Source organism: Streptomyces sp. NPDC058619 (assembly GCF_042717785.1).
Taxonomy (GTDB): Bacteria; Actinomycetota; Actinomycetes; order Streptomycetales; family Streptomycetaceae; genus Streptomyces.
The window spans coordinates 1-18165 of the sequence record NZ_JBHXQN010000033.1; the positions used below are offsets into that span (position 1 = coordinate 1).

12 protein-coding genes and 1 pseudogene are annotated in these 18165 nt (G+C 73.1%); 3 read left to right on the forward strand and 10 right to left on the reverse strand.

Annotated features, from left to right (window positions below; translation table 11 throughout):
• Positions 1 to 103 precede the first annotated feature (103 nt).
• Positions 104 to 904, forward strand: a complete 801-nt coding sequence (locus ACFWTC_RS26410) for a DUF3097 domain-containing protein (RefSeq protein ID WP_383915270.1) — start codon at positions 104 to 106, stop codon at positions 902 to 904.
• Positions 905 to 959: 55 nt separating this feature from the next.
• On the opposite strand, the gene hemW is transcribed toward ACFWTC_RS26410, so the two are convergent.
• From hemW to lepA, 3 genes are all read right to left on the reverse strand, one after another.
• The gene (gene hemW / locus ACFWTC_RS26415; RefSeq protein ID WP_383915269.1) at positions 960 to 2192 is read right to left on the reverse strand and encodes a radical SAM family heme chaperone HemW; all 1233 of its coding nucleotides are present in this window, start codon (positions 2190 to 2192) and stop codon (positions 960 to 962) included.
• A gap of 91 nt (positions 2193 to 2283) precedes the next feature.
• A complete protein-coding gene (locus tag ACFWTC_RS26420; protein WP_383915268.1) occupies positions 2284 to 4176 on the reverse strand; it encodes an AMP-dependent synthetase/ligase in 1893 nt (630 codons plus the stop codon).
• Positions 4177 to 4401: 225 nt separating this feature from the next.
• Complete coding sequence (lepA, locus tag ACFWTC_RS26425) at positions 4402 to 6267, reverse strand: translation elongation factor 4 (RefSeq protein WP_383915267.1); 1866 nt, start codon at positions 6265 to 6267, stop codon at positions 4402 to 4404.
• A gap of 257 nt (positions 6268 to 6524) precedes the next feature.
• Here lepA and rpsT point away from each other — a divergent pair, with 257 nt between their 5' ends.
• The gene (rpsT, locus tag ACFWTC_RS26430; RefSeq protein ID WP_383915266.1) at positions 6525 to 6791 is read left to right on the forward strand and encodes a 30S ribosomal protein S20; all 267 of its coding nucleotides are present in this window, start codon (positions 6525 to 6527) and stop codon (positions 6789 to 6791) included.
• Positions 6792 to 7137: 346 nt separating this feature from the next.
• On the opposite strand, the gene holA is transcribed toward rpsT, so the two are convergent.
• Entirely contained in the window at positions 7138 to 8130 is a 993-nt protein-coding gene (holA, locus tag ACFWTC_RS26435; RefSeq protein WP_383915265.1) for a DNA polymerase III subunit delta, read from the reverse strand.
• Positions 8131 to 8191: 61 nt separating this feature from the next.
• Between holA and ACFWTC_RS26440 the strand changes: the two genes are divergently transcribed.
• Entirely contained in the window at positions 8192 to 8434 is a 243-nt protein-coding gene (locus ACFWTC_RS26440; RefSeq protein ID WP_384030186.1) for a hypothetical protein, read from the forward strand.
• 5 nt (positions 8435 to 8439) lie between these two features.
• Here ACFWTC_RS26440 and ACFWTC_RS26445 read toward each other — a convergent pair whose 3' ends face one another.
• The 6 genes and pseudogenes from ACFWTC_RS26445 to leuS all read right to left on the reverse strand — a co-directional run bounded on the left by ACFWTC_RS26445 (position 8440) and on the right by leuS (position 17818).
• Positions 8440 to 9300 carry a YceI family protein gene (locus ACFWTC_RS26445; protein WP_383915263.1) on the reverse strand — a complete coding sequence of 287 codons (861 nt, stop codon included), beginning with the start codon at positions 9298 to 9300 and terminating at the stop codon, positions 8440 to 8442.
• A 157-nt stretch (positions 9301 to 9457) separates the two neighbouring features.
• Positions 9458 to 11827: pseudogene (locus ACFWTC_RS26450) on the reverse strand (ComEC/Rec2 family competence protein); the annotation flags it as partial.
• Positions 11824 to 12510 carry a helix-hairpin-helix domain-containing protein gene (locus ACFWTC_RS26455; RefSeq protein WP_384030183.1) on the reverse strand — a complete coding sequence of 229 codons (687 nt, stop codon included), beginning with the start codon at positions 12508 to 12510 and terminating at the stop codon, positions 11824 to 11826. The pseudogene ACFWTC_RS26450 and the gene ACFWTC_RS26455, both read right to left, overlap by 4 nt.
• Before the next feature lie 568 nt (positions 12511 to 13078).
• A complete protein-coding gene (locus ACFWTC_RS26460; RefSeq protein ID WP_383915261.1) occupies positions 13079 to 13924 on the reverse strand; it encodes a DegV family protein in 846 nt (281 codons plus the stop codon).
• Between the two features lie 136 nt (positions 13925 to 14060).
• On the reverse strand, positions 14061 to 14822 hold the full coding sequence (locus ACFWTC_RS26465; protein WP_383915260.1) for a hypothetical protein: 762 nt from the start codon (positions 14820 to 14822) through the stop codon (positions 14061 to 14063).
• Positions 14823 to 14944: 122 nt separating this feature from the next.
• The gene (gene leuS, locus ACFWTC_RS26470) at positions 14945 to 17818 is read right to left on the reverse strand and encodes a leucine--tRNA ligase (protein ID WP_383915259.1); all 2874 of its coding nucleotides are present in this window, start codon (positions 17816 to 17818) and stop codon (positions 14945 to 14947) included.
• Positions 17819 to 18165: the final 347 nt, after the last annotated feature.

Genomic DNA, 18165 nt, shown 5'->3' on the forward strand with positions numbered 1-18165 from the left:
TGGCACAACGACAAAACCGATCAACCCATCAAACGGTCACTGACCGCCTACGATCACTGACCGCAACGACACCCCTTGGACTCATTCATCTAGTGTCGGCCGGATGCGCGAGTACTCCCCCGACCTGACCCCGCAGTGGAAGCGCCCCAGGGCCGTGCCCGAGGTGGCGGCGGAGCCCGACCTGGTGGTCGAGGCCGCCGGTACGGACTTCTGCGGCGCGGTGGTGGGCTGCGAGGCGGGCACGGTGACCCTGGAGGACCGGTTCGGCAAGCGGCGGGTGTTCCCGATGGAGCCCGCCGCGTTCCTGCTGGACGGCGCGGTGGTCACCCTGGTCCGCCCGCCCCGGGGCCCGGTGGAGCCGTCCCGTACGGCGTCGGGGTCGATCGCCGTCCCGGGGGCGCGGGCGCGGGTTGCGCGGGCCGGGCGGATCTACGTCGAGGGCCGGCACGACGCGGAGCTGGTGGAGCGGGTCTGGGGCGACGACCTGCGGATCGAGGGCGTGGTGGTGGAGTACCTGGAGGGGATCGACGACCTCCCGGCGATCGTGGCGGAGTTCGGGCCGGGTCCGGACGCCCGGCTCGGCATCCTCGTGGACCACCTGGTGCCGGGGTCGAAGGAGTCCCGCATCGCGGCCGCGGTGACCTCCCCGGACGTGCTGATCGCGGGCCACCCGTACGTGGACGTCTGGCAGGCGGTGAAGCCGTCCGCGCTGGGCATCGCCGCGTGGCCGGTGGTGCCGCGCGGGCAGGACTGGAAGACGGGCGTCTGCCGGGCCCTGGGCTGGCCGGAGAACACGGGGGCCGCCTGGCAGCACATCCTGTCGCGGGTGACCTCGTACAAGGACCTGGAGCCGACGCTGCTGGGCCGCGTCGAGGAGCTCATCGACTTCGTCACGGCGCCCTGAGACCCGTCCGCCGAAGCCCGCCGCCGCCCCGTCACGCGTGACCCGGCGGCCGGCCTCAGTCCACCAGGTCCCGGACCACCGCGTCGGCCAGCAGCCGCCCCCGCAGGGTCAGCACGGCCCTGCCGGCCGCGTACGGGCCGGGCTCCAGGAGTCCGTCCGCGAGGGCCTTCCCGGCCGCCGCGAGGCCCGCCGGGGCCAGCAGGGTCAGCGGGCAGCCGTCGAGCAGCCGCAGCTCCAGCAGGATCCGCTCGACCCGCCGGTCCTCCCGCGACAGCAGCTCGCGCCCGGCGCCCGGGGACCTGCCGCCGGCCAGGGCGGCGGCGTAGGCGCCGGGGTGCTTCACGTTCCACCAGCGGACGCCGCCCACGTGCGAGTGCGCGCCGGGGCCCGCGCCCCACCAGTCGGCGCCGCGCCAGTACAGCTCGTTGTGCAGGCAGCGGCCGGCCTCGGTGGTGGCCCAGTTCGACACCTCGTACCAGTGGTACCCGGCCTGCGCCATGACCTCGTCGGCGATCAGGTAGCGGTCGGCGTGCACGTCGTCGTCCGTCATCGGGACCTCGCCGCGGCGGATGCGGCGGGCGAGCTGCGTCCCCTCCTCGACGATGAGGGCGTAGGCGCTGATGTGGTCCGGTCCGGCCCCGAGCGCGGCGGCCAGGGTGGCCCGCCAGTCCTCGTCCGACTCCCCCGGCGTGCCGTAGATCAGGTCGAGGTTGACGTGCTCGAAGCCCGCCGCCCGCGCCTCCGCGACGCACGCCTCGGGCCGCCCGGGGGTATGGGTGCGGTCGAGCACCTTCAGGACGTGCTGCCGGGCGCTCTGCATGCCGAACGAGACCCGGTTGAAGCCGCCGGCGCGCAGCTCGGCCAGGTACTCCGGGTCCACGGAGTCCGGATTGGCCTCGGTGGTGACCTCGGCGTCCTCGGCCAGGCCGAACTCGTCCCGGATCGCCGCGAGCATCCGTACGAGGTCCCGGGCCGGGAGCAGCGTGGGCGTGCCGCCGCCGACGAAGACGGTGCGGACGGCGCGGGGGTCGTCGCCGAGCACCTTGCGGGCGAGGCGGACCTCGTCGATCAGGGTGTCGGCGTAGTTCTCCCGGGAGGCGAGCACGCCGCCGGTGCCCCGCAGCTCGGTGGCCGTGTACGTGTTGAAGTCGCAGTACCCGCAGCGCGTGGCGCAGTACGGGACGTGCAGGTAGAAGCCGAGCGGCCGCTCGCCGGCGCCCGCCAGGGCGTGCGACGGCAGCGAGCCGTCTTCGGGCATGGGTTCACCGTCGGGCAGTGCGGAAGGCATGCCCCCATTGTCCCGCACCGGCCGCCCCCGCTCCCCCGCCGCTGAAACGGTGGGCGGGGGCGCGGGAGCGGGGCGCGGGGGCCGCGGGGCGTCAGGCCTCGCGGGAGCCCTCGTACATCTCCTCGATCAGGTGCTTGAACTCACGCTCGACCACGGGCCGCTTCAGCTTCAGGCTCGGCGTGAGGTCGCCGTGCTCCACGTCCAGGTCCCGGGGCAGCAGCCGGAACTTCTTGACCGTCTGCCAGCGCTGGAGGCCCTCGTTGAGGGTCTGCACGTACGTCTCGATCAGCCGCGTCGTCTCCGGGGCGGCCACGACCTGCGCGTACGTCTTGCCCTCCAGCCCGTTCTCGGCGGCCCAGCCCAGGATGGCGGGTCCGTCGAGCGCGATCAGCGCCGAGCAGAAGTTCCGGTCCGCGCCGTGCACCACGATGCTCGACACGTAGGGGCAGATCGCCTTGAACTGTCCCTCGACCTCGGCCGGGGAGACGTACTTGCCGCCCGAGGTCTTGATCAGGTCCTTCTTGCGGTCGGTGATCCGCAGGTAGCCGTCGGCAGACAGCTCGCCGATGTCCCCGGTGTGCAGCCAGCCGTCCGCCTCCAGCACCTCGGCGGTCTTCTCCGGGAGCCCGTGGTAGCCCTCCATGATGCCGGGGCCGCGCAGCAGGATCTCGCCGTCGTCGGCGATGCGGACCTCGGTGCCGGGGAGCGGCTTGCCGACGGTGCCGGTGCGGTAGGCCTCGCCCGGGTTGACGAAGGAGGCGGCGCTGGACTCCGTGAGGCCGTAGCCCTCCAGGATGTGGATGCCGGCGCCGGCGAAGAAGTAACCGATGTCGGGCGCCAGGGCCGCGGACCCGGAGACGGCGGCGCGCAGGTTGCCGCCGAAGGCCTCGCGGAGCTTGGAGTAGACGAGCGCGTCGGCGATCTTGTGCTTGGTGGTGAGGCCGAAGGGCGCCGTGGCGTTGCCGGTGCGCCGGAAGTTGTCCTGTGTGACCTTCGCGTACTCGCGGGCGACGCCGACCGCCCACTGGAAGATCTTGTACTTGGCCCCGCCGCCGGCCCGCGCCTTGGCGGCGACCCCGTTGTAGACCTTCTCGAAGATGCGCGGGACGGCCGCCATGTAGGTCGGCTGCACGATCGGCAGGTTCTCGATGATCTTGTCGATGCGGCCGTCGACGGCGGTGACGTGACCGACCTCGATCTGGCCGGAGGTCAGGACCTTGCCGAAGACGTGGGCCAGCGGCAGCCACAGATACTGGACGTCGTCCTTGGTGATCAGGCCGGTGGCCACCGTCGCCTTGGCCATGTACGACCAGTTGTCGTGCGGCAGCCGTACGCCCTTGGGGCGGCCGGTGGTCCCGGACGTGTAGATGAGGGTGGCGAGCTGGTCGGCGGTGATCGCCGAGATCCGCTCCTTCACCGCGGCCGGGTTCTCGGCGAGGTGCGCCGCGCCGCGCTTCTCCAGGTCGGCGAGGGAGAGCACCCAGCCGTCCGGGTCCCCGTCGTCGGGGACCGCGTCGGCGGCCTCCAGCACGATGACGTGCGCCAGCCCGGGCAGGTCCGCGCGATGCTCGCGGGCCTTGGCCAGCTGCTTGGCGTCCTCGGCGATCAGCACCCGGCTGGCGGAGTCGGCGAGGATGTACGCCGACTCCTCCGCGTTGGTGCTCGGGTAGACGGTGGTGGTCGCGGCGCCCGCGCACATCACCCCGAGGTCGGCGAGGATCCACTCGACCCGGGTGTTGGAGGCGAGGGCGACCCGGTCCTCCGCTTCGAGGCCCAGGGTGATCAGGCCGGCGGCGATGGAGAAGACCCGCTCGGCCGCCTGGCCCCAGCTGAGCGACTTCCACTCGTCGGGAGCGCCCTGGCCGCCGGCCGCGGGGACCGGGAACCGGTACGCCTCCGCGTCCGGGGTGGCGGCAACGCGCTCAAGGAAGAGGGCCGCCACGGTGGGCGGGCGGTTCTCGATCATGGTCTGTGTGTCGCTCACGACATCCTCCGGACCGATCCACGCGGCAGTGCGTGGGCGTGGGGCGCTTGGGGGGCGCTTGGGACTGGCGGGTTTGAGACGTGCCGGTTAGTGACTGGCGAGTAACCGTCGAGCAGTGATCAGACTAGAGGCCGTCAGGCCGGTGCGTAAGAGCCCGCAAGCGGCCGGTTCATAACGAAAGAGACCCTCACGCCTGAGCGTGAGGGCCTCGTTCCGTTCCGGTCGCTACTTCTTCTTGCCGCCGGATTCGTCGCTGGAGAGGACGGCGATGAAGGCCTCCTGCGGGACCTCCACGGAGCCGACCATCTTCATCCGCTTCTTGCCTTCCTTCTGCTTCTCCAGCAGCTTCCGCTTACGGGAGATGTCACCGCCATAGCACTTGGCGAGGACGTCCTTGCGGATGGCGCGGATGGTCTCGCGGGCGATGACGCGGGAACCGACGGCCGCCTGGATCGGGATCTCGAAGGCCTGCCGCGGGATGAGCTCGCGCAGCTTGGCGACCAGGCGCACGCCGTAGGCGTAGGCGGCGTCCTTGTGGCAGACGGCGGAGAAGGCGTCGACCTTGTCGCCGTGCAGCAGGATGTCGACCTTGACCAGGCTGCCGGACTGCTCCCCGGTGGGCTCGTAGTCCAGGGAGGCGTAGCCGCGCGTCTTGGACTTCAGCTGGTCGAAGAAGTCGAAGACGATCTCCGCGAGCGGGAGCGTGTAGCGGATCTCGACGCGGTCCTCGGAGAGGTAGTCCATCCCCAGGAGGGTGCCGCGGCGCTGCTGGCAGAGCTCCATGATCGCGCCGATGAACTCGGAGGGCGCGAGCAGGGTGGCCCGGACGACCGGCTCGAACACGTCCGAGATCTTGCCCTCGGGGAACTCGCTCGGGTTGGTGACGGAGACTTCCTTGCCGTCTTCCATGACGACCCGGTAGACCACGTTCGGCGCGGTGGCGATCAGGTCGAGACCGAACTCGCGCTCCAGGCGCTCGCGCACCACGTCCAGGTGGAGCAGGCCGAGGAAGCCGACGCGGAAGCCGAAGCCGAGCGCCGCCGAGGTCTCCGGCTCGTAGACCAGCGCGGCGTCGTTGAGCTGCAGCTTGTCCAGGGCCTCGCGCAGGTCCGGGTAGTCCGAGCCGTCGAGCGGGTACAGGCCGGAGAAGACCATCGGACGCGGGTCCTTGTAGCCGCCGAGGGCCTCGGTCGCGCCGTTGTGCAGGCTGGTGATGGTGTCACCGACCTTGGACTGACGGACGTCCTTCACGCCGGTGATGATGTAGCCCACCTCGCCGACGCCGATGCCGTCGGCCGGGGTCATCTCCGGGGAGGAGACGCCGATCTCCAGCAGCTCGTGGGTGGCGCCGGTCGACATCATCCGGATGCGCTCGCGCTTGTTGAGCTGGCCGTCGATGACACGGACGTAGGTCACGACACCGCGGTACGAGTCGTAGACCGAGTCGAAGATCATCGCGCGGGCCGGGGCGTCCTTGGGACCGACCGGGGCCGGGACGGTGGCGACGATCTTGTCGAGCAGCACGTCCACGCCGAGACCGGTCTTCGCCGAGACGCGCAGCACGTCCTCCGGCTGGCAGCCGACCAGGTTCGCCAGCTCCTCGGCGAACTTCTCCGGCTGGGCGGCCGGCAGGTCGATCTTGTTCAGGACCGGGACGATCGCGAGGTCCTTCTCCATCGCCAGGTACAGGTTGGCGAGGGTCTGGGCCTCGATGCCCTGGGCCGCGTCCACGAGGAGGACGGTGCCCTCGCACGCGGCGAGGGAGCGCGAGACCTCATAGGTGAAGTCGACGTGCCCGGGGGTGTCGATCATGTTGAGGATGTGGGTGGTGCCCAGGCCCTCGCCCGTGGTGGGGGCCCAGGGCAGCCGGACCGCCTGGGACTTGATCGTGATGCCGCGCTCACGCTCGATGTCCATGCGGTCGAGGTACTGGGCGCGCATCTGCCGCTGGTCGACGACACCGGTGAGCTGGAGCATCCGGTCGGCAAGGGTCGACTTGCCGTGGTCGATGTGCGCGATGATGCAGAAGTTGCGGATCAGCGCCGGGTCGGTACGGCTCGGCTCGGGCACGTGGCTGGGGATCGCGGGCACGCAGTGTCCTGATTCTCGGGTCGCAGTCGGAAGCGTTTGCGGAGCGTCGGTCGGAGCGCGGATCCGGCTCCCGCCGCTCTCGGCGGCGGGATCTCGGACCTGTACGCAGACTCCCATGGTCCCATGGACGGGGCAGTGCGCTCGGTTTGGGCCACCCGCAGAGTGCCTGGTACCCTGGGTGGCTGTGTCTCGTATGACCTCTCAGCTGTCGGGACACAATCCGAAGAACAAAACTCTGAACCTGAAAAGGCTCTTTCGTGGCGAACATCAAGTCCCAGATCAAGCGGAACAAGACGAACGAGAAGGCGCGCCTGCGCAACAAGGCCGTCAAGTCTTCGCTCAAGACCGCGATCCGCAAGGCCCGCGAGGCCGTCGTCGCCGGTGACGCCGAGAAGGCCACCGTGGCTTCTCGCGCTGCCGCGCGTGCGCTCGACAAGGCTGTCTCGAAGGGTGTCATCCACAAGAACGCCGCCGCCAACAAGAAGTCGGCGCTGGCCACCAAGGTTGCCGCCCTGCAGGGCTGAGCTCTCGATGTGAATCGCCGGTAGGGACTCAGCGGGCCCTCTCTTCCGCTCCAGACCGGCACACCGCGCCGCACGCGGCCTGCTCGCGCGAGCCGCGGCAAGTGCGGCACACCACGTGACTTCTTTCTGGACACGGCACGCTGGCTAGTACGCCACGCTGACCAGCGTGGAAGCCCCCTGGTCCCCACTGGGGGGCTTCTTTGCGTCCGGATCCGGAGGATCTGGCCGACACCGGCCCGCGACGGGGCGTGTCCCGCGCCGCCCGGTGCCGTGCACCACGGGTCACCGGTCCGCCCGCGTACGGGCGCACCCGCCCGACCCGACGGCGCGATCCGGGCGGGGAGCGCTAGCGGCGGGGCGGGCGGGCAGCGTGGGCGACGGCGACCACGGCCTTCTCCAACGCGTATTCGGGGTCGTCGCCGCCGCCCTTGACGCCCGCGTCGGCGGCGGCCACCGCGCGCAGCGCGTCGGCGACGCCGTCGGCCGACCAGCCCCGCATCTGCTGGCGGACCCGGTCGATCTTCCACGGCGGCATGCCCAGGTCCCGGGCGAGGTCGCCCGGGCGGGCACCGCGCGGGGCGGAGGCCAGCTTGCCGATCGCCCGTACCGCCTGGGCCAGGGCGCTGGTGATCAACACCGGGGCCACCCCGGTGGAAAGGGACCAGCGCAGCGCTTCCAGTGCCTCCGCCGCACGCCCCTCGACGGCACGGTCGGCCACCGTGAAGCTGGAGGCCTCGGCCCGGCCCGTGTAGTACCGGCCGACCACGGCCTCGTCGATGGTGCCCTCGACGTCCGCGCACAACTGGGCCGCCGCACTCGCCAGCTCCCGCAGGTCGCTGCCGATCGCGTCCACCAGGGTCTGGCACGCCTCGGGAGTCGCCGACCTGCCCAGTGTGCGGAACTCGCCCCGTACGAAGGCCAGTCGGTCCGCCGCCTTGGTCATCTTCGGGCAGGCGATCTCGCGGGCCCCCGCCTTCCGGGCCGCGTCGAGCAGTCCCTTGCCCTTGACGCCGCCCGCGTGGAGGAGCACGACCGTGATCTCCTCGAAGGGCGCGGCGAGGTACGCCTTGACCTCCTTGACCGTGTCCGCCGACAGGTCGTGCGCGTTGCGCACGATCAGCACCTTGCGCTCGGAGAAGAGCGACGGGCTCGTCAGCTCGGCCAGCGTGCCGGGCTGGAGCTGTTCCGGGGCGAGGTCGCGCACGTCCGTATCGGCGTCGGCGGCGCGGGCGGCCGTCACGACCTCCCGTACGGCGCGGTCGAGCAGCAGGTCCTCCTGCCCCACCGCGAGGGTGAGCGGGGCGAGCGGATCGTCGGTGGAGTTCTTCCTGGTGGCCATCGGCTCCAGCATCCCACGCCGCACTGACAGCCCCCCGCGCCGCGTGCCCCAGAATGGTCGCGTGAACGTACGACACGTACTCGTCCTGCCCGACCGCGACGCCGCGGAGGAGGTGGCGCGGGAAGCCGCGGACCGCTTCGGCCTCCCGGAGGAGCCGCAGCTGGTCCGCGACGCCCTGGCCGGCGAGGACGACGCCGAGGACGCCCAGTGGCTGGTGGTCGTCGAGGACCCGCGGGAACGGCTCGACCCCGCCGCGCTCGACTCGCTCGCCGACGCCTACGAGGGCTGGCTCGAAGCCCCCTGACCCTGTCAGGCCTTGTGGACGATCTGGACGTCGAGCGTCACGTCGACGCTCGACCCGATGGCCGCGATCCCGTGCGCCAGCACCGACTGCCAGTTCAGGGTGAAGTCCTCGCGGTGCAGCTCGGCCGTGGCCCGGCAGGCCGACCTGGGCTCGCCCTCCAGGCCCGTGCCCAGGCCCAGGTACTGGGTGTCCAGGGTCACGGAGCGGCTGACCCCGTGCAGGGTCAGGGCGCCCGCGACGGCCCAGCGGCTGCCGCTGCGGTGGATGAACCGCTCGCTGTAGAACTCCACCGTGGGGTGCCGGACCGCGTCCAGGAAGTCCGCGGACCGCAGGTGGTCGTCCCGCATCCGCAGCCCCGTGTCGATGCTCGCCGCGTCGATGATCACGTGCATGGAGGAGTCCTCCATGCGCTCCGCGATCCGCACCGCGCCGGCGAAGGTGTTGAACCGGCCGCGGATGCGCGCGAACCCTATGTGGCGGGCCGAGAAGCCGATCGACGAATGCGTCGGGTCGATTTCCCAGTGGCCGGGCTGCGGCAGCAGCGGCGGCTCCACCGCGTCGAGGATGATCTCCGCGGTGCCGGGCTGCGCCGGATCCCCCACGATCGTCGCCCCGTGGAACGGCGCGTACCCCTCGGCGGTCACCGAGAGCCGGTACTCCCCTTCCGGCACGGCCGCCGTGAACCCGCCGTACGGGTCGGTCTCCCCGCTGACGATCCGGCGGCCGATCGGGTCGGTCACCTCGAACGCGGCCAGCCGGACCGGCTGGTGGACCGTGTCGAGGACCCGGCAGCTGAGCAGACGCGCCGTCGGCGGGAGCGTCAGTGTGGCGGATGTGTGCGGGCTGGAACTCCCGGCAGTCTCCATCCCGCGTCGTCGCCCGAACATGGTCTGTGCACCCCCGTGCTGTGTGGACTTGTGCCGCTCTGGCGAAAACGAATTCGATCATGCTGTCGGGTTCGGGGCAAACAGCAGGGTCGCGCCCGGTATGCCCGCGTCGGCTCCGACGCCGGTTGGCCGGAAACGCTTGCATCCCCGGTCCGGCCCCGGCCACGGCGATCGAGCCGTCGGTATCGGTGCGCAGCACGGTCGTCCCCATCGCCCGCAGTTGCGTGAGCGTACCTGGTGCGGGGTGCCCGTAGCGGTTCCCCGCACCGACGGGGACGATGGCGAACCGCGGCCGGACGCGGGCGAGCAGTTCGCGGTCCTGGTGTGCCGAGCCGTGGTGGGCGACTTTGAGGACGTCCACCGGCCCCAGTCCCGGATGGTGGCTCAACAGGGCTCGCTGAGCTGGTGGTTCGAGGTCTCCCAGGAGCAGCAGGGTGAGCCCCGCACCGCGCACGAGCAGGGCGATGCTCGCGTCGTTGGGTCCGTCGGGCGGCGGTCCGGCGGGCGGCCACAGCACCTCCCACTCCAGCGGTCCGGCCCGGCGCCGCTCCCCCGCCGAAGCCGGTACGACGGGCACTCCCGCGGCGGCCGCGGCCCGGCGGACGAACTGGGCCTGTCCCGGCGGCTCTTCCAGCGTGGTGGCCTGAATCACACCCACGGACCGCCCCCGCAGCACCCCGCGCAGACCTCCCACGTGGTCCGCGTGAAAGTGCGTCAGCACGAGCAGCGGTACCCGGCGCACGCCCAGGGTCCGCAGGCACGCGTCCACCGGGCCGGGCTCCGGACCGGCGTCGACCACCATGGCCGTGCCGGGGCCGAGGGCGAGGACGGCCGCGTCCCCCTGGCCCACGGCGCACTGGACGTGCCTCCAGTCCGGCGGAGGCCAGTGCGCGAGCGTACGGACCAGCTGCGGCGGCCGCAGGACGGCGAGGAGCAGCAGCACGGCCAGGGCGGCGCAGACCCACCGCCGCCGGCCGAACCGGGCGCAGAGGCCCACGAAGGCCAGTGTCACGGCGGCCAGCAGCAGGCCCCCGCCGAGCCCGCCCGGCCAGGGCAGTTCGGCCCCCGGCAGCCGGGCCCCGCCACGGGCCACGGCGGCGATCCACCCGGCCGGCACGCCGGCGCACCGGGCGAGCACCTCGGCGGCGGGCATCGACAGCGGAGCCGCGGCGAGCGCCGCGAAGCCGAGCACGGTCGCCGGGCCCGCCGCGAGCTCGGCCAGCAGGTTGCACGGCACCGCCACCAGGCTGACCCGGGCCGCGAGCACCGCGACCACGGGGGCGCACACCGCCTGGGCGGCCGCCGCGGCCCCCACCGCCTCGGCGAGCCGGGGCCGCATCCCGCGCCTCCGCAGGGCTCCGCTCCACCGGGGGGCGAGGGTCAGCAGGGCCCCGGTGGCCAGGACGGAGAGCAGGAAGCCCGGGCTGCGGGCCAGCCACGGCTCGTACAGCACGAGCAGCAGCACGGCGGCGGCCAGGGCGGGGATCAGGGAGCGGCGCCGCCCTGTGGCGAGGGCGGCCAGGGTGACCGCTCCGCAGGCCGCGGCGCGCAACACGCTCGGCTCCGGCCGGCAGACCACCACGAAGGCCAGGGTCAGGGCGCCGCCGCACAGGGCGGTCGCCCGGAGCGAGAGCCCGAGGACGGGGGCCAGCCCGCGCCGCTCCGCCCGCTGCGCGCGGGCGGGCGGCCCGATGAGCAGGAACAGCACCACGGTCAGGTTGGACCCCGACACGGCCAGGAGGTGCAGCAGGTCGGTGGCCCGGAAGGCCTCGTCCAGGTCGGGCGGCACCCGGGAGGTGTCGCCGACGACCAGGCCCGGCAGCAGCGCCCTCGCGTCCGGCGCGAGCCCTTCGGTGGCCTCGCGCAGCCCGGCCCGCAGCCGCCCCGCCACGCGCTGGGCGGCGCTCGGTCCGCCGGTCACCGCGGGCAGGGTGTCCCCGCCCGGCCGCAGCAGCGCCACCGCCCGCTCCCCGTCCCGGGCCGGGGCCAGCCGGGCGACCACCTCCACCCGCGTGGAGGGCAGCAGCCGGGCCCACCCCGGGTGCCCGGCGAGTACCCGCACCGGGGTCTGGACCCGGGTGCGCGCCCCGTCGGGCCCGGTCACGCGGGTCACCACCGCGTCCAGGACCACCACCGGCGGCCCGTTCCCCCCGCGGGGCACCCGGGGGTCGGAGCCGACGGTGAGCTCGGCGAGGACACGGGCGTGCTCCCGGGCCAGCCCCGCCACCGGCCCGGCCCGCGCCCCGGCCCGCTCCAGCCCCGCCACCCCCGCCCCGGCCGCCGCGCACAGCAGGGCGGCGCCGGCGGCGGCGGCGATCCGCCACCGCGCTCCCGGAAGCCGGCAGGAGGCCAGCACCAGGAGCCCGGCCCCGACGCCGCCCAGCCCGACCCCGGCGATCGTCCACGCGCCGGGCGCGCCCAGCGCGAGGGCGGCGGCCGCCCAGGCGGCCAGGGCCGGTGGGACCAGGCGCAGATCCGCCGGGCCCGGCGCCTCGGGGCGGTTCACGGCCGCACCAGGCGGCGCAGGTCGGCGAAGCGCCGCTCCCCGATGCCGTTCACCTGGCGGAGCTCCTCCACCGAGCGGAAGCCGCCGCGGGCGGTGCGGAAGTCCACGATGTGCTTCGCCAGCACCGGCCCGACCCCGGGCAGCCCGTCCAGCTGCTCGACCGTGGCCGTGCCGAGGCTGAGCGGGCCGGCGCCCGGACCGACGCCCCCGCCCGGCGGCGACAGCGGGTGCGCAGGCGGCTGCGGCGGTGCCGGCATCGGTGCCGGTACGCCGACCAGCACCTGCTCGCCGTCCACCAGGACCCGGGCCCGGTTGAGCCCGGTGGTGTCCGTGCCCGGCCGCACTCCCCCGGCGGCGGCCAGCGCGTCCTCCACCCGCGAACCGGCGGGCAGCCGCCGCACCCCCGGCTCCCGCACCTTGCCGCCGACATCGACCATGATCCGCGCACCGCCGGGCGGGGCCGGTCCCCCGGCGGACCCGGCAACCGGCGCCGCCGCCGCAACCGGCACGGGGGCCGGAGCCGGAGTGATCACCGCGGGGGCCGTCACCGGCTGCGGCCGGGCCGACCAGAACTGCTGCGCGGCGCATCCGGCCGCCACGACGAGCACGACCGCGACGGCGCCCACCGTGCGCGGCTCCACTCCGCAGCGGGCCTGGAGCCACACCGGCAACCGCTCCCGCACGGCCAGCCTCCGCGCCTCCCCGGCCGAAAGCCCCGCCCCCTCCCCCGCCGACGCCTCGGGCGGCACCTCGGGCGGCGCCCCAGGCGACGGTCCGGCAGGCGCCCCGGACGACGCTCCCCTCCCCCCTCCCGGGGGCTCACCGGCCCGGGCGCCCGGGGACAGCCCGGGCAAGCCCCCCGCCGCAGTCGGCGGCGCCCCGGACGACTCCCCCGACGACACCCCGGACCGCACCCCCGGCAGGCCCCCGGAGGGCCCCTCGGGCGGGCTGCTGCCGCCGAGCAGGGCTTCGGCCCGCCGCCGCACCGCACCCGGCTCGGCGGGCGCCTGGCGCGGCCCACCGCCCCGGAGGCGCACCCGGCCGTCGGAGGAGCGGGAACGGCCCGGGCCGCTGGTGGCACGGGACGGGATCGGAGTACGCGTTCGCGTTCGCAGAGTCATGACACGACCGTACGAGCCGATTCCGAACCCCGTTCGGAACCATCAATTCCGGTGGATGACAGCCCCGTTGTGGATAACCGGGTCACCCGTTCCGGTGCTCTTCAACGACCGCCGCTGCGCAACGGACCGCTCAGCGCGGCGAGACGACGGCCGCCAACAGCCCCGGTCCGGTGTGCGCGCCGATCACCGCACCCACCTCGCTGACGTGCAGCTCCACCAGGCCGGGGATGCGCTCGCGCAGCCGCTGCGCGAGCTTCTCGGCCCGTTCCGGTGCCGCCAGGTGGTGCACCGCCACGTCGACGCTGGCCGAACCGGCGCGCTCGACGGCCAGCTCCTCCAGCCGGGCGATCGCCTTCGAGGCCGTACGCACCTTCTCCAGCATCTCGATCCGTCCCCCGTCCAGCGTCAGCAGCGGCTTCACCGCCAGGGCCGAGCCGAGCAGGGCCTGCGCGGCCCCGATCCGGCCGCCGCGCCGGAGGTAGTCGAGGGTGTCGACGTAGAAGTACGCGGACATGTCCGCCGCCCGCTTCTCCGCGGCGGCCACGGCCTCGTCCAGGGAGCCGCTCGCCTCGGCCACCTCGGCGGCGGCCAGGGCGCAGAACCCGAGGGCCATCGCGACCATGCCGGTGTCCACGACGCGGACGGGCACGGGCGCGGTCCTGGAGGCGACCACCGCGGAGTCGTAGGTGCCGGAGAACTCGGAGGACAGGTGCAGGCTCACGATGCCGGTCGCACCGGCGTCCGCGGCGGCCCGGTAGGCCCGGACGAACTCCTCGGGGCCGGGGCGCGAAGTGGTGACCGAGCGGCGCTTCTGGAGCGCCAGGGCGAGGCTGCGCGCCGAGATCTCGGTGCCCTCCTCCAGCGCCTCGTCGCCGAGCACCACGGTGAGCGGGACGGAGGTGATTCCGTGCCGCGCCATGGCCGGTTGGGGCAGGTAGGCCGTGGAATCGGTGATGATGGCGACATGGCGGGACATGAGCCGGAGGTTACCGCCCGTAGGGGTTCCACGGCAGCCTGGGGCCCGACTCGGTGTCCTCACCGGCTCCCCGGCACCGCCCCGGAATCGCCCGGACCCACTCCCCCGGGCACCCTTCGGGCACCCGGGGCACCCCTCAGGTCGTGCTCTCCGGCCGCCGCGTCTTCTGCCACGGGTAGGGCGCCGCCGGAGGCGCCTCGTTCAGGGCCGCCCGATCGGCTCCCGCACCCCGGCCTGCCGTACCCCGGCCGCCCGCGGCCGGAGCCTGAGCCTGAGCAGCCGGAGCCTGAGCAGCCGGCCCCTGCGCCGCGTCCCACGCGGCTGCCGCCGCCGCGAGCTCGTCCACCGACTCGGGCGACCAGTCCCGCAGCGCCCCCGACTCCATCTCGATCTGAGCCGACAGCACGCTCAGATCGTCCTCGGCGAACCGGCGGGCCCGGTCACGGGCCGCCCACCGCAGCGAATCCGCCGCCTGTGTGATCTTGGCCGTGCGTTCCCGCAGGTCGGGCAGGCCGTCGGCGATCCGCTTGCGGTCCGGCTCCTGCTCCAGCCGCTTCAGCTCGTCGTCCAGCTCGTAGCCGTGCGCGCTGAGCCGCTCGAACAGGCCGATCGACTCCCGCAGCGAGGCGTCCGCCTGGACGCCCTGGTACAGCGCCTGCTGCGTGGTCCGCATCGACGTCCGCAGGTCGAGCCGCAGCTGCGCCAGCGCCCCGCTCACCCCGACCTGGCCGAGGCTCTTCGCCCGCAGCGTCGTGTCCTCGACCGTCCGCCGCGCCTGCGTGATCGTGCGGTCCACACCCCGCTTCGCGGCCCCCACCACCTTGACCGTCGCGTACGCGCCCAAGCCCAGGAAGGCGAAAAGCACCACCAGCGCGAAGATGATCAACGCGGCCTCCATGAGGTTCCTTTCCCCTGCCTAATCCGTCTCCTCCACCGTAAACGCCACAGGCAGGCCAGGGGTTCCAATCGAACCCCCAACCTGCCCGTACGGGAATACCCCTAGACCGGGGCGCGAACGCGTCAGATGACGATGTTCACCAGCTTCGGCGCGCGCACGATCACCTTGCGGATCTCCGCACCGCCCAGCGCCGCGACCACACCGGCGTCGGTGACGGCCAGCTTCTCCAGGTCCGCGTCCGAGATCGCCGGCGGCACCTCCAGCCGCGCCTTGACCTTGCCCTTGACCTGGACCACGCAGGTCACGGTCTCGTCGACGACGTACGCCGGGTCCGCGACCGGGAAGTCCTGGTGGACCACCGAATCGCTGTGCCCCAGCCGGTGCCACAGCTCCTCCGCGATGTGCGGGGCCAGCGGGGCGACCAGCAGCACCAGCTGCTCGGCGACCGTGCGCTCCAGCGGGCGGCCCGCCTTCGTCAGCGCGTTGTTCAGCTCGGTGATCTTGGCGATGGCGGTGTTGAAGCGCAGCGCGGCCAGGTCGGCTCCGGCCCCGTCGATCGCCTTGTGCAGCACGCGCAGGGTGTCCTCGGCGGGCTCGGCGTCGACGACCGTCACCGCGCCCGTCTCCTCGTCCACGATGTTGCGCCACAGGCGCTGCAGCAGGCGGTACTGGCCGACGACGGCGCGGGTGTCCCACGGACGCGAGACGTCCAGCGGGCCCATCGCCATCTCGTACAGGCGCAGGGTGTCCGCGCCGTACTCCTCGCAGATCTCGTCCGGCGTGACGGCGTTCTTCAGGGACTTGCCCATCTTGCCCAGCTCGCGCTTGACGGGCTCGCCCTCGAAGTAGAACCTGCCGTCCCGCTCCTCGACGTCGGTGGCCGAGACCGGGAAGCCGCGCTCGTCACGGTAGACGAACGCCTGGATCATGCCCTGGTTGTACAGCTTGTGGAAGGGCTCCACCGAGGAGACGTGACCCAGGTCGAACAGCACCTTCGACCAGAAGCGCGCGTACAGCAGGTGCAGCACCGCATGCTCGGCGCCGCCCACGTACAGGTCGACGCCGCCGTGCGGCCGGCCCTCGCGCGGGCCCATCCAGTACTGCTCGATCTCCGGGTCCACCAGCGCCGACGCGTTGTTCGGGTCCAGGTAGCGCAGCTCGTACCAGCAGGAGCCGGCCCAGTTCGGCATGGTGTTGGTCTCGCGCCGGTAGCGTTTGACGCCCTCGCCGCGGCCCAGGTCCAGCTCGACCTCGACCCAGTCGGCCTTGCGCGACAGCGGGGTCTCGGGCTGCGACAGCGCGTCGTCCGGCTCGAAGGTGCGCGGCGAGTAGTCCTCGACCTCCGGCAGCTCCAGCGGCAGCATCGACTCGGGCAGCGGGTGCGCGACGCCGTCCTCGTCGTAGACGATCGGGAACGGCTCGCCCCAGTACCGCTGGCGGCTGAACAGCCAGTCGCGCAGGCGGAAGTTGACGGTGCCCTCGCCGATGCCGCGCTCGGCCAGCCAGTCGGTGATCAGGGCCTTGGCCTCGACCACGCCCAGCCCGTCCAGCGACAGGCCGGAGCCCGCGGAGTTGACCAGCTTCGCGTCGTACGAGGCGAACGCGTCGTCCCACTCGGCCGGGTCGGTGCCGCGGCCGTCGGACGGCTGCACGACGCAGCGCATCGGCAGCTCGAAGGCGCGCGCGAAGGCGAAGTCGCGGCTGTCGTGCGCCGGGACGGCCATGATCGCGCCGGTGCCGTAGCCCATCAGCACGTAGTCGGCGATGAAGACCGGGACCTGCTCGCCGCTGACCGGGTTGGTGGCGTACGCGCCGGTGAAGACGCCCGTCTTCTCCTTGGCGTCCGCCTGCCGCTCGACGTCCGACTTCGACGCGGCCTGCTTGCGGTACGCGTTGACGGCCTCGGCCGGAGTGGCGTGGCCGCCGGTCCACACGGGGTGCGTGCCCTCGGGCCAGGCGGCCGGGACGATGGTGGGGATCAGCTCGTGCTCGGGCGCCAGCACCATGTAGGTGGCGCCGAACAGCGTGTCCTGGCGGGTGGTGAAGACGGTGATCGCGCCGGCGCCGCCGACGGCGAAGTCCACGCGCGCGCCCTCGCTGCGGCCGATCCAGTTGCGCTGCTGCAGCTTGATGGCCTCGGGCCAGTCCAGCGCGTCCAGGTCGTCCAGCAGCCGGTCGGCGTACGCGGTGATGCGCATGTTCCACTGGCTCAGCTTGGCCTTGAAGACCGGGAAGTTGCCGCGCTCGGAACGGCCGTCCGCGGTGACCTCCTCGTTGGCCAGTACGGTGCCCAGCCCCGGGCACCAGTTCACGGGCGCGTCCGAGGCGTAGGCCAGCCGGAAGCCGTTCAGTACGTCGGCCCGCTCGCCCGCGGTCAGCTCCGCCCACGCACTGCCGCCCGGAACCTCACGGGAGCCGTCCTCGAAGGCGGCGACCAGCTCGGCGATCGGCCGCGCCGTGGCGGCGTCCGCGTCGTACCAGGAGTTGTAGATCTGCAGGAAGATCCACTGGGTCCACTTGTGGTAGTCCGGGTCGATCGTCGCGAACGAGCGGCGCTTGTCGTGGCCCAGGCCCAGCCGGCGCAGCTGGACCTTCATGTTCTCGATGTTCGCCTCGGTCGACACCCGCGGGTGGGTACCGGTCTGGACGGCGTACTGCTCGGCTGGCAGACCGAAGGCGTCGAAGCCCAGGGTGTGCAGGACGTTGTGGCCGGTCATCCGCTGGTGGCGGGCGAAGACGTCGGTGGCGATGTACCCGAGCGGGTGGCCGACGTGCAGCCCCGCACCGGACGGGTACGGGAACATGTCCATGATGAACTTCTTGGGCTTGGCGACGACTGCGGGGTCCCCGGCCAGGTCGCCGGTCGGGTTCGGCGCCTCGTAGGTGCCCTGCTCGTCCCAGGCGTCCTGCCAGCGTGCCTCGATGTCGGCGGCCATGGCAGCCGTGTAGCGGTGCGCCTCGGCCGCCTCGGGGGCCGGGGTGTTCGTCTCGCTCATGATTTCTGAAGCTCCATCGATCGTCTCTGCCGTCTCTGCCTGCCCAAACGAAAAAACCCCTCGCACAGGAGGGGACGCCGCGCCGATGCCGACCGCTGGAGGGTCGGCACTGATCAGCGCGGCTCGGTAAGCAGAAGGCGTACGGCACGCATGGCGCCAGGGTACCGCAGCGCCCCCGGCGCCCGCTCGGACCGTCCGCGTCGTGGAAGCGGAGGCGGCGCCGGACGCAGAACCGGAACCAGGAACGGAAGCGGGACAACGATCACGGCCCGGCCGTCGTCGGCCCGGTCCTGCGGTGCGTCCGCCCGGCAGCCGGCGAGCGCCGACAGGAGGCCGGCGGCCACAAC

Excerpts from the sequence above, each read along its gene's own strand:
- ACFWTC_RS26445 (WP_383915263.1), bottom strand. The coding sequence starts at position 9,300 with ATGGAGACTGCCGGGAGTTCCAGCCCGCACACATCCGCCACACTGACG.
- leuS (WP_383915259.1), bottom strand. The coding sequence starts at position 17,818 with ATGAGCGAGACGAACACCCCGGCCCCCGAGGCGGCCGAGGCGCACCGC.
- ACFWTC_RS26460 (WP_383915261.1), bottom strand. The coding sequence starts at position 13,924 with ATGTCCCGCCATGTCGCCATCATCACCGATTCCACGGCCTACCTGCCC.
- ACFWTC_RS26410 (WP_383915270.1), top strand. The coding sequence starts at position 104 with ATGCGCGAGTACTCCCCCGACCTGACCCCGCAGTGGAAGCGCCCCAGG.
- ACFWTC_RS26465 (WP_383915260.1), bottom strand. The coding sequence starts at position 14,822 with ATGGAGGCCGCGTTGATCATCTTCGCGCTGGTGGTGCTTTTCGCCTTC.
- holA (WP_383915265.1), bottom strand. The coding sequence starts at position 8,130 with ATGGCCACCAGGAAGAACTCCACCGACGATCCGCTCGCCCCGCTCACC.
- hemW (WP_383915269.1), bottom strand. The coding sequence starts at position 2,192 with ATGCCTTCCGCACTGCCCGACGGTGAACCCATGCCCGAAGACGGCTCG.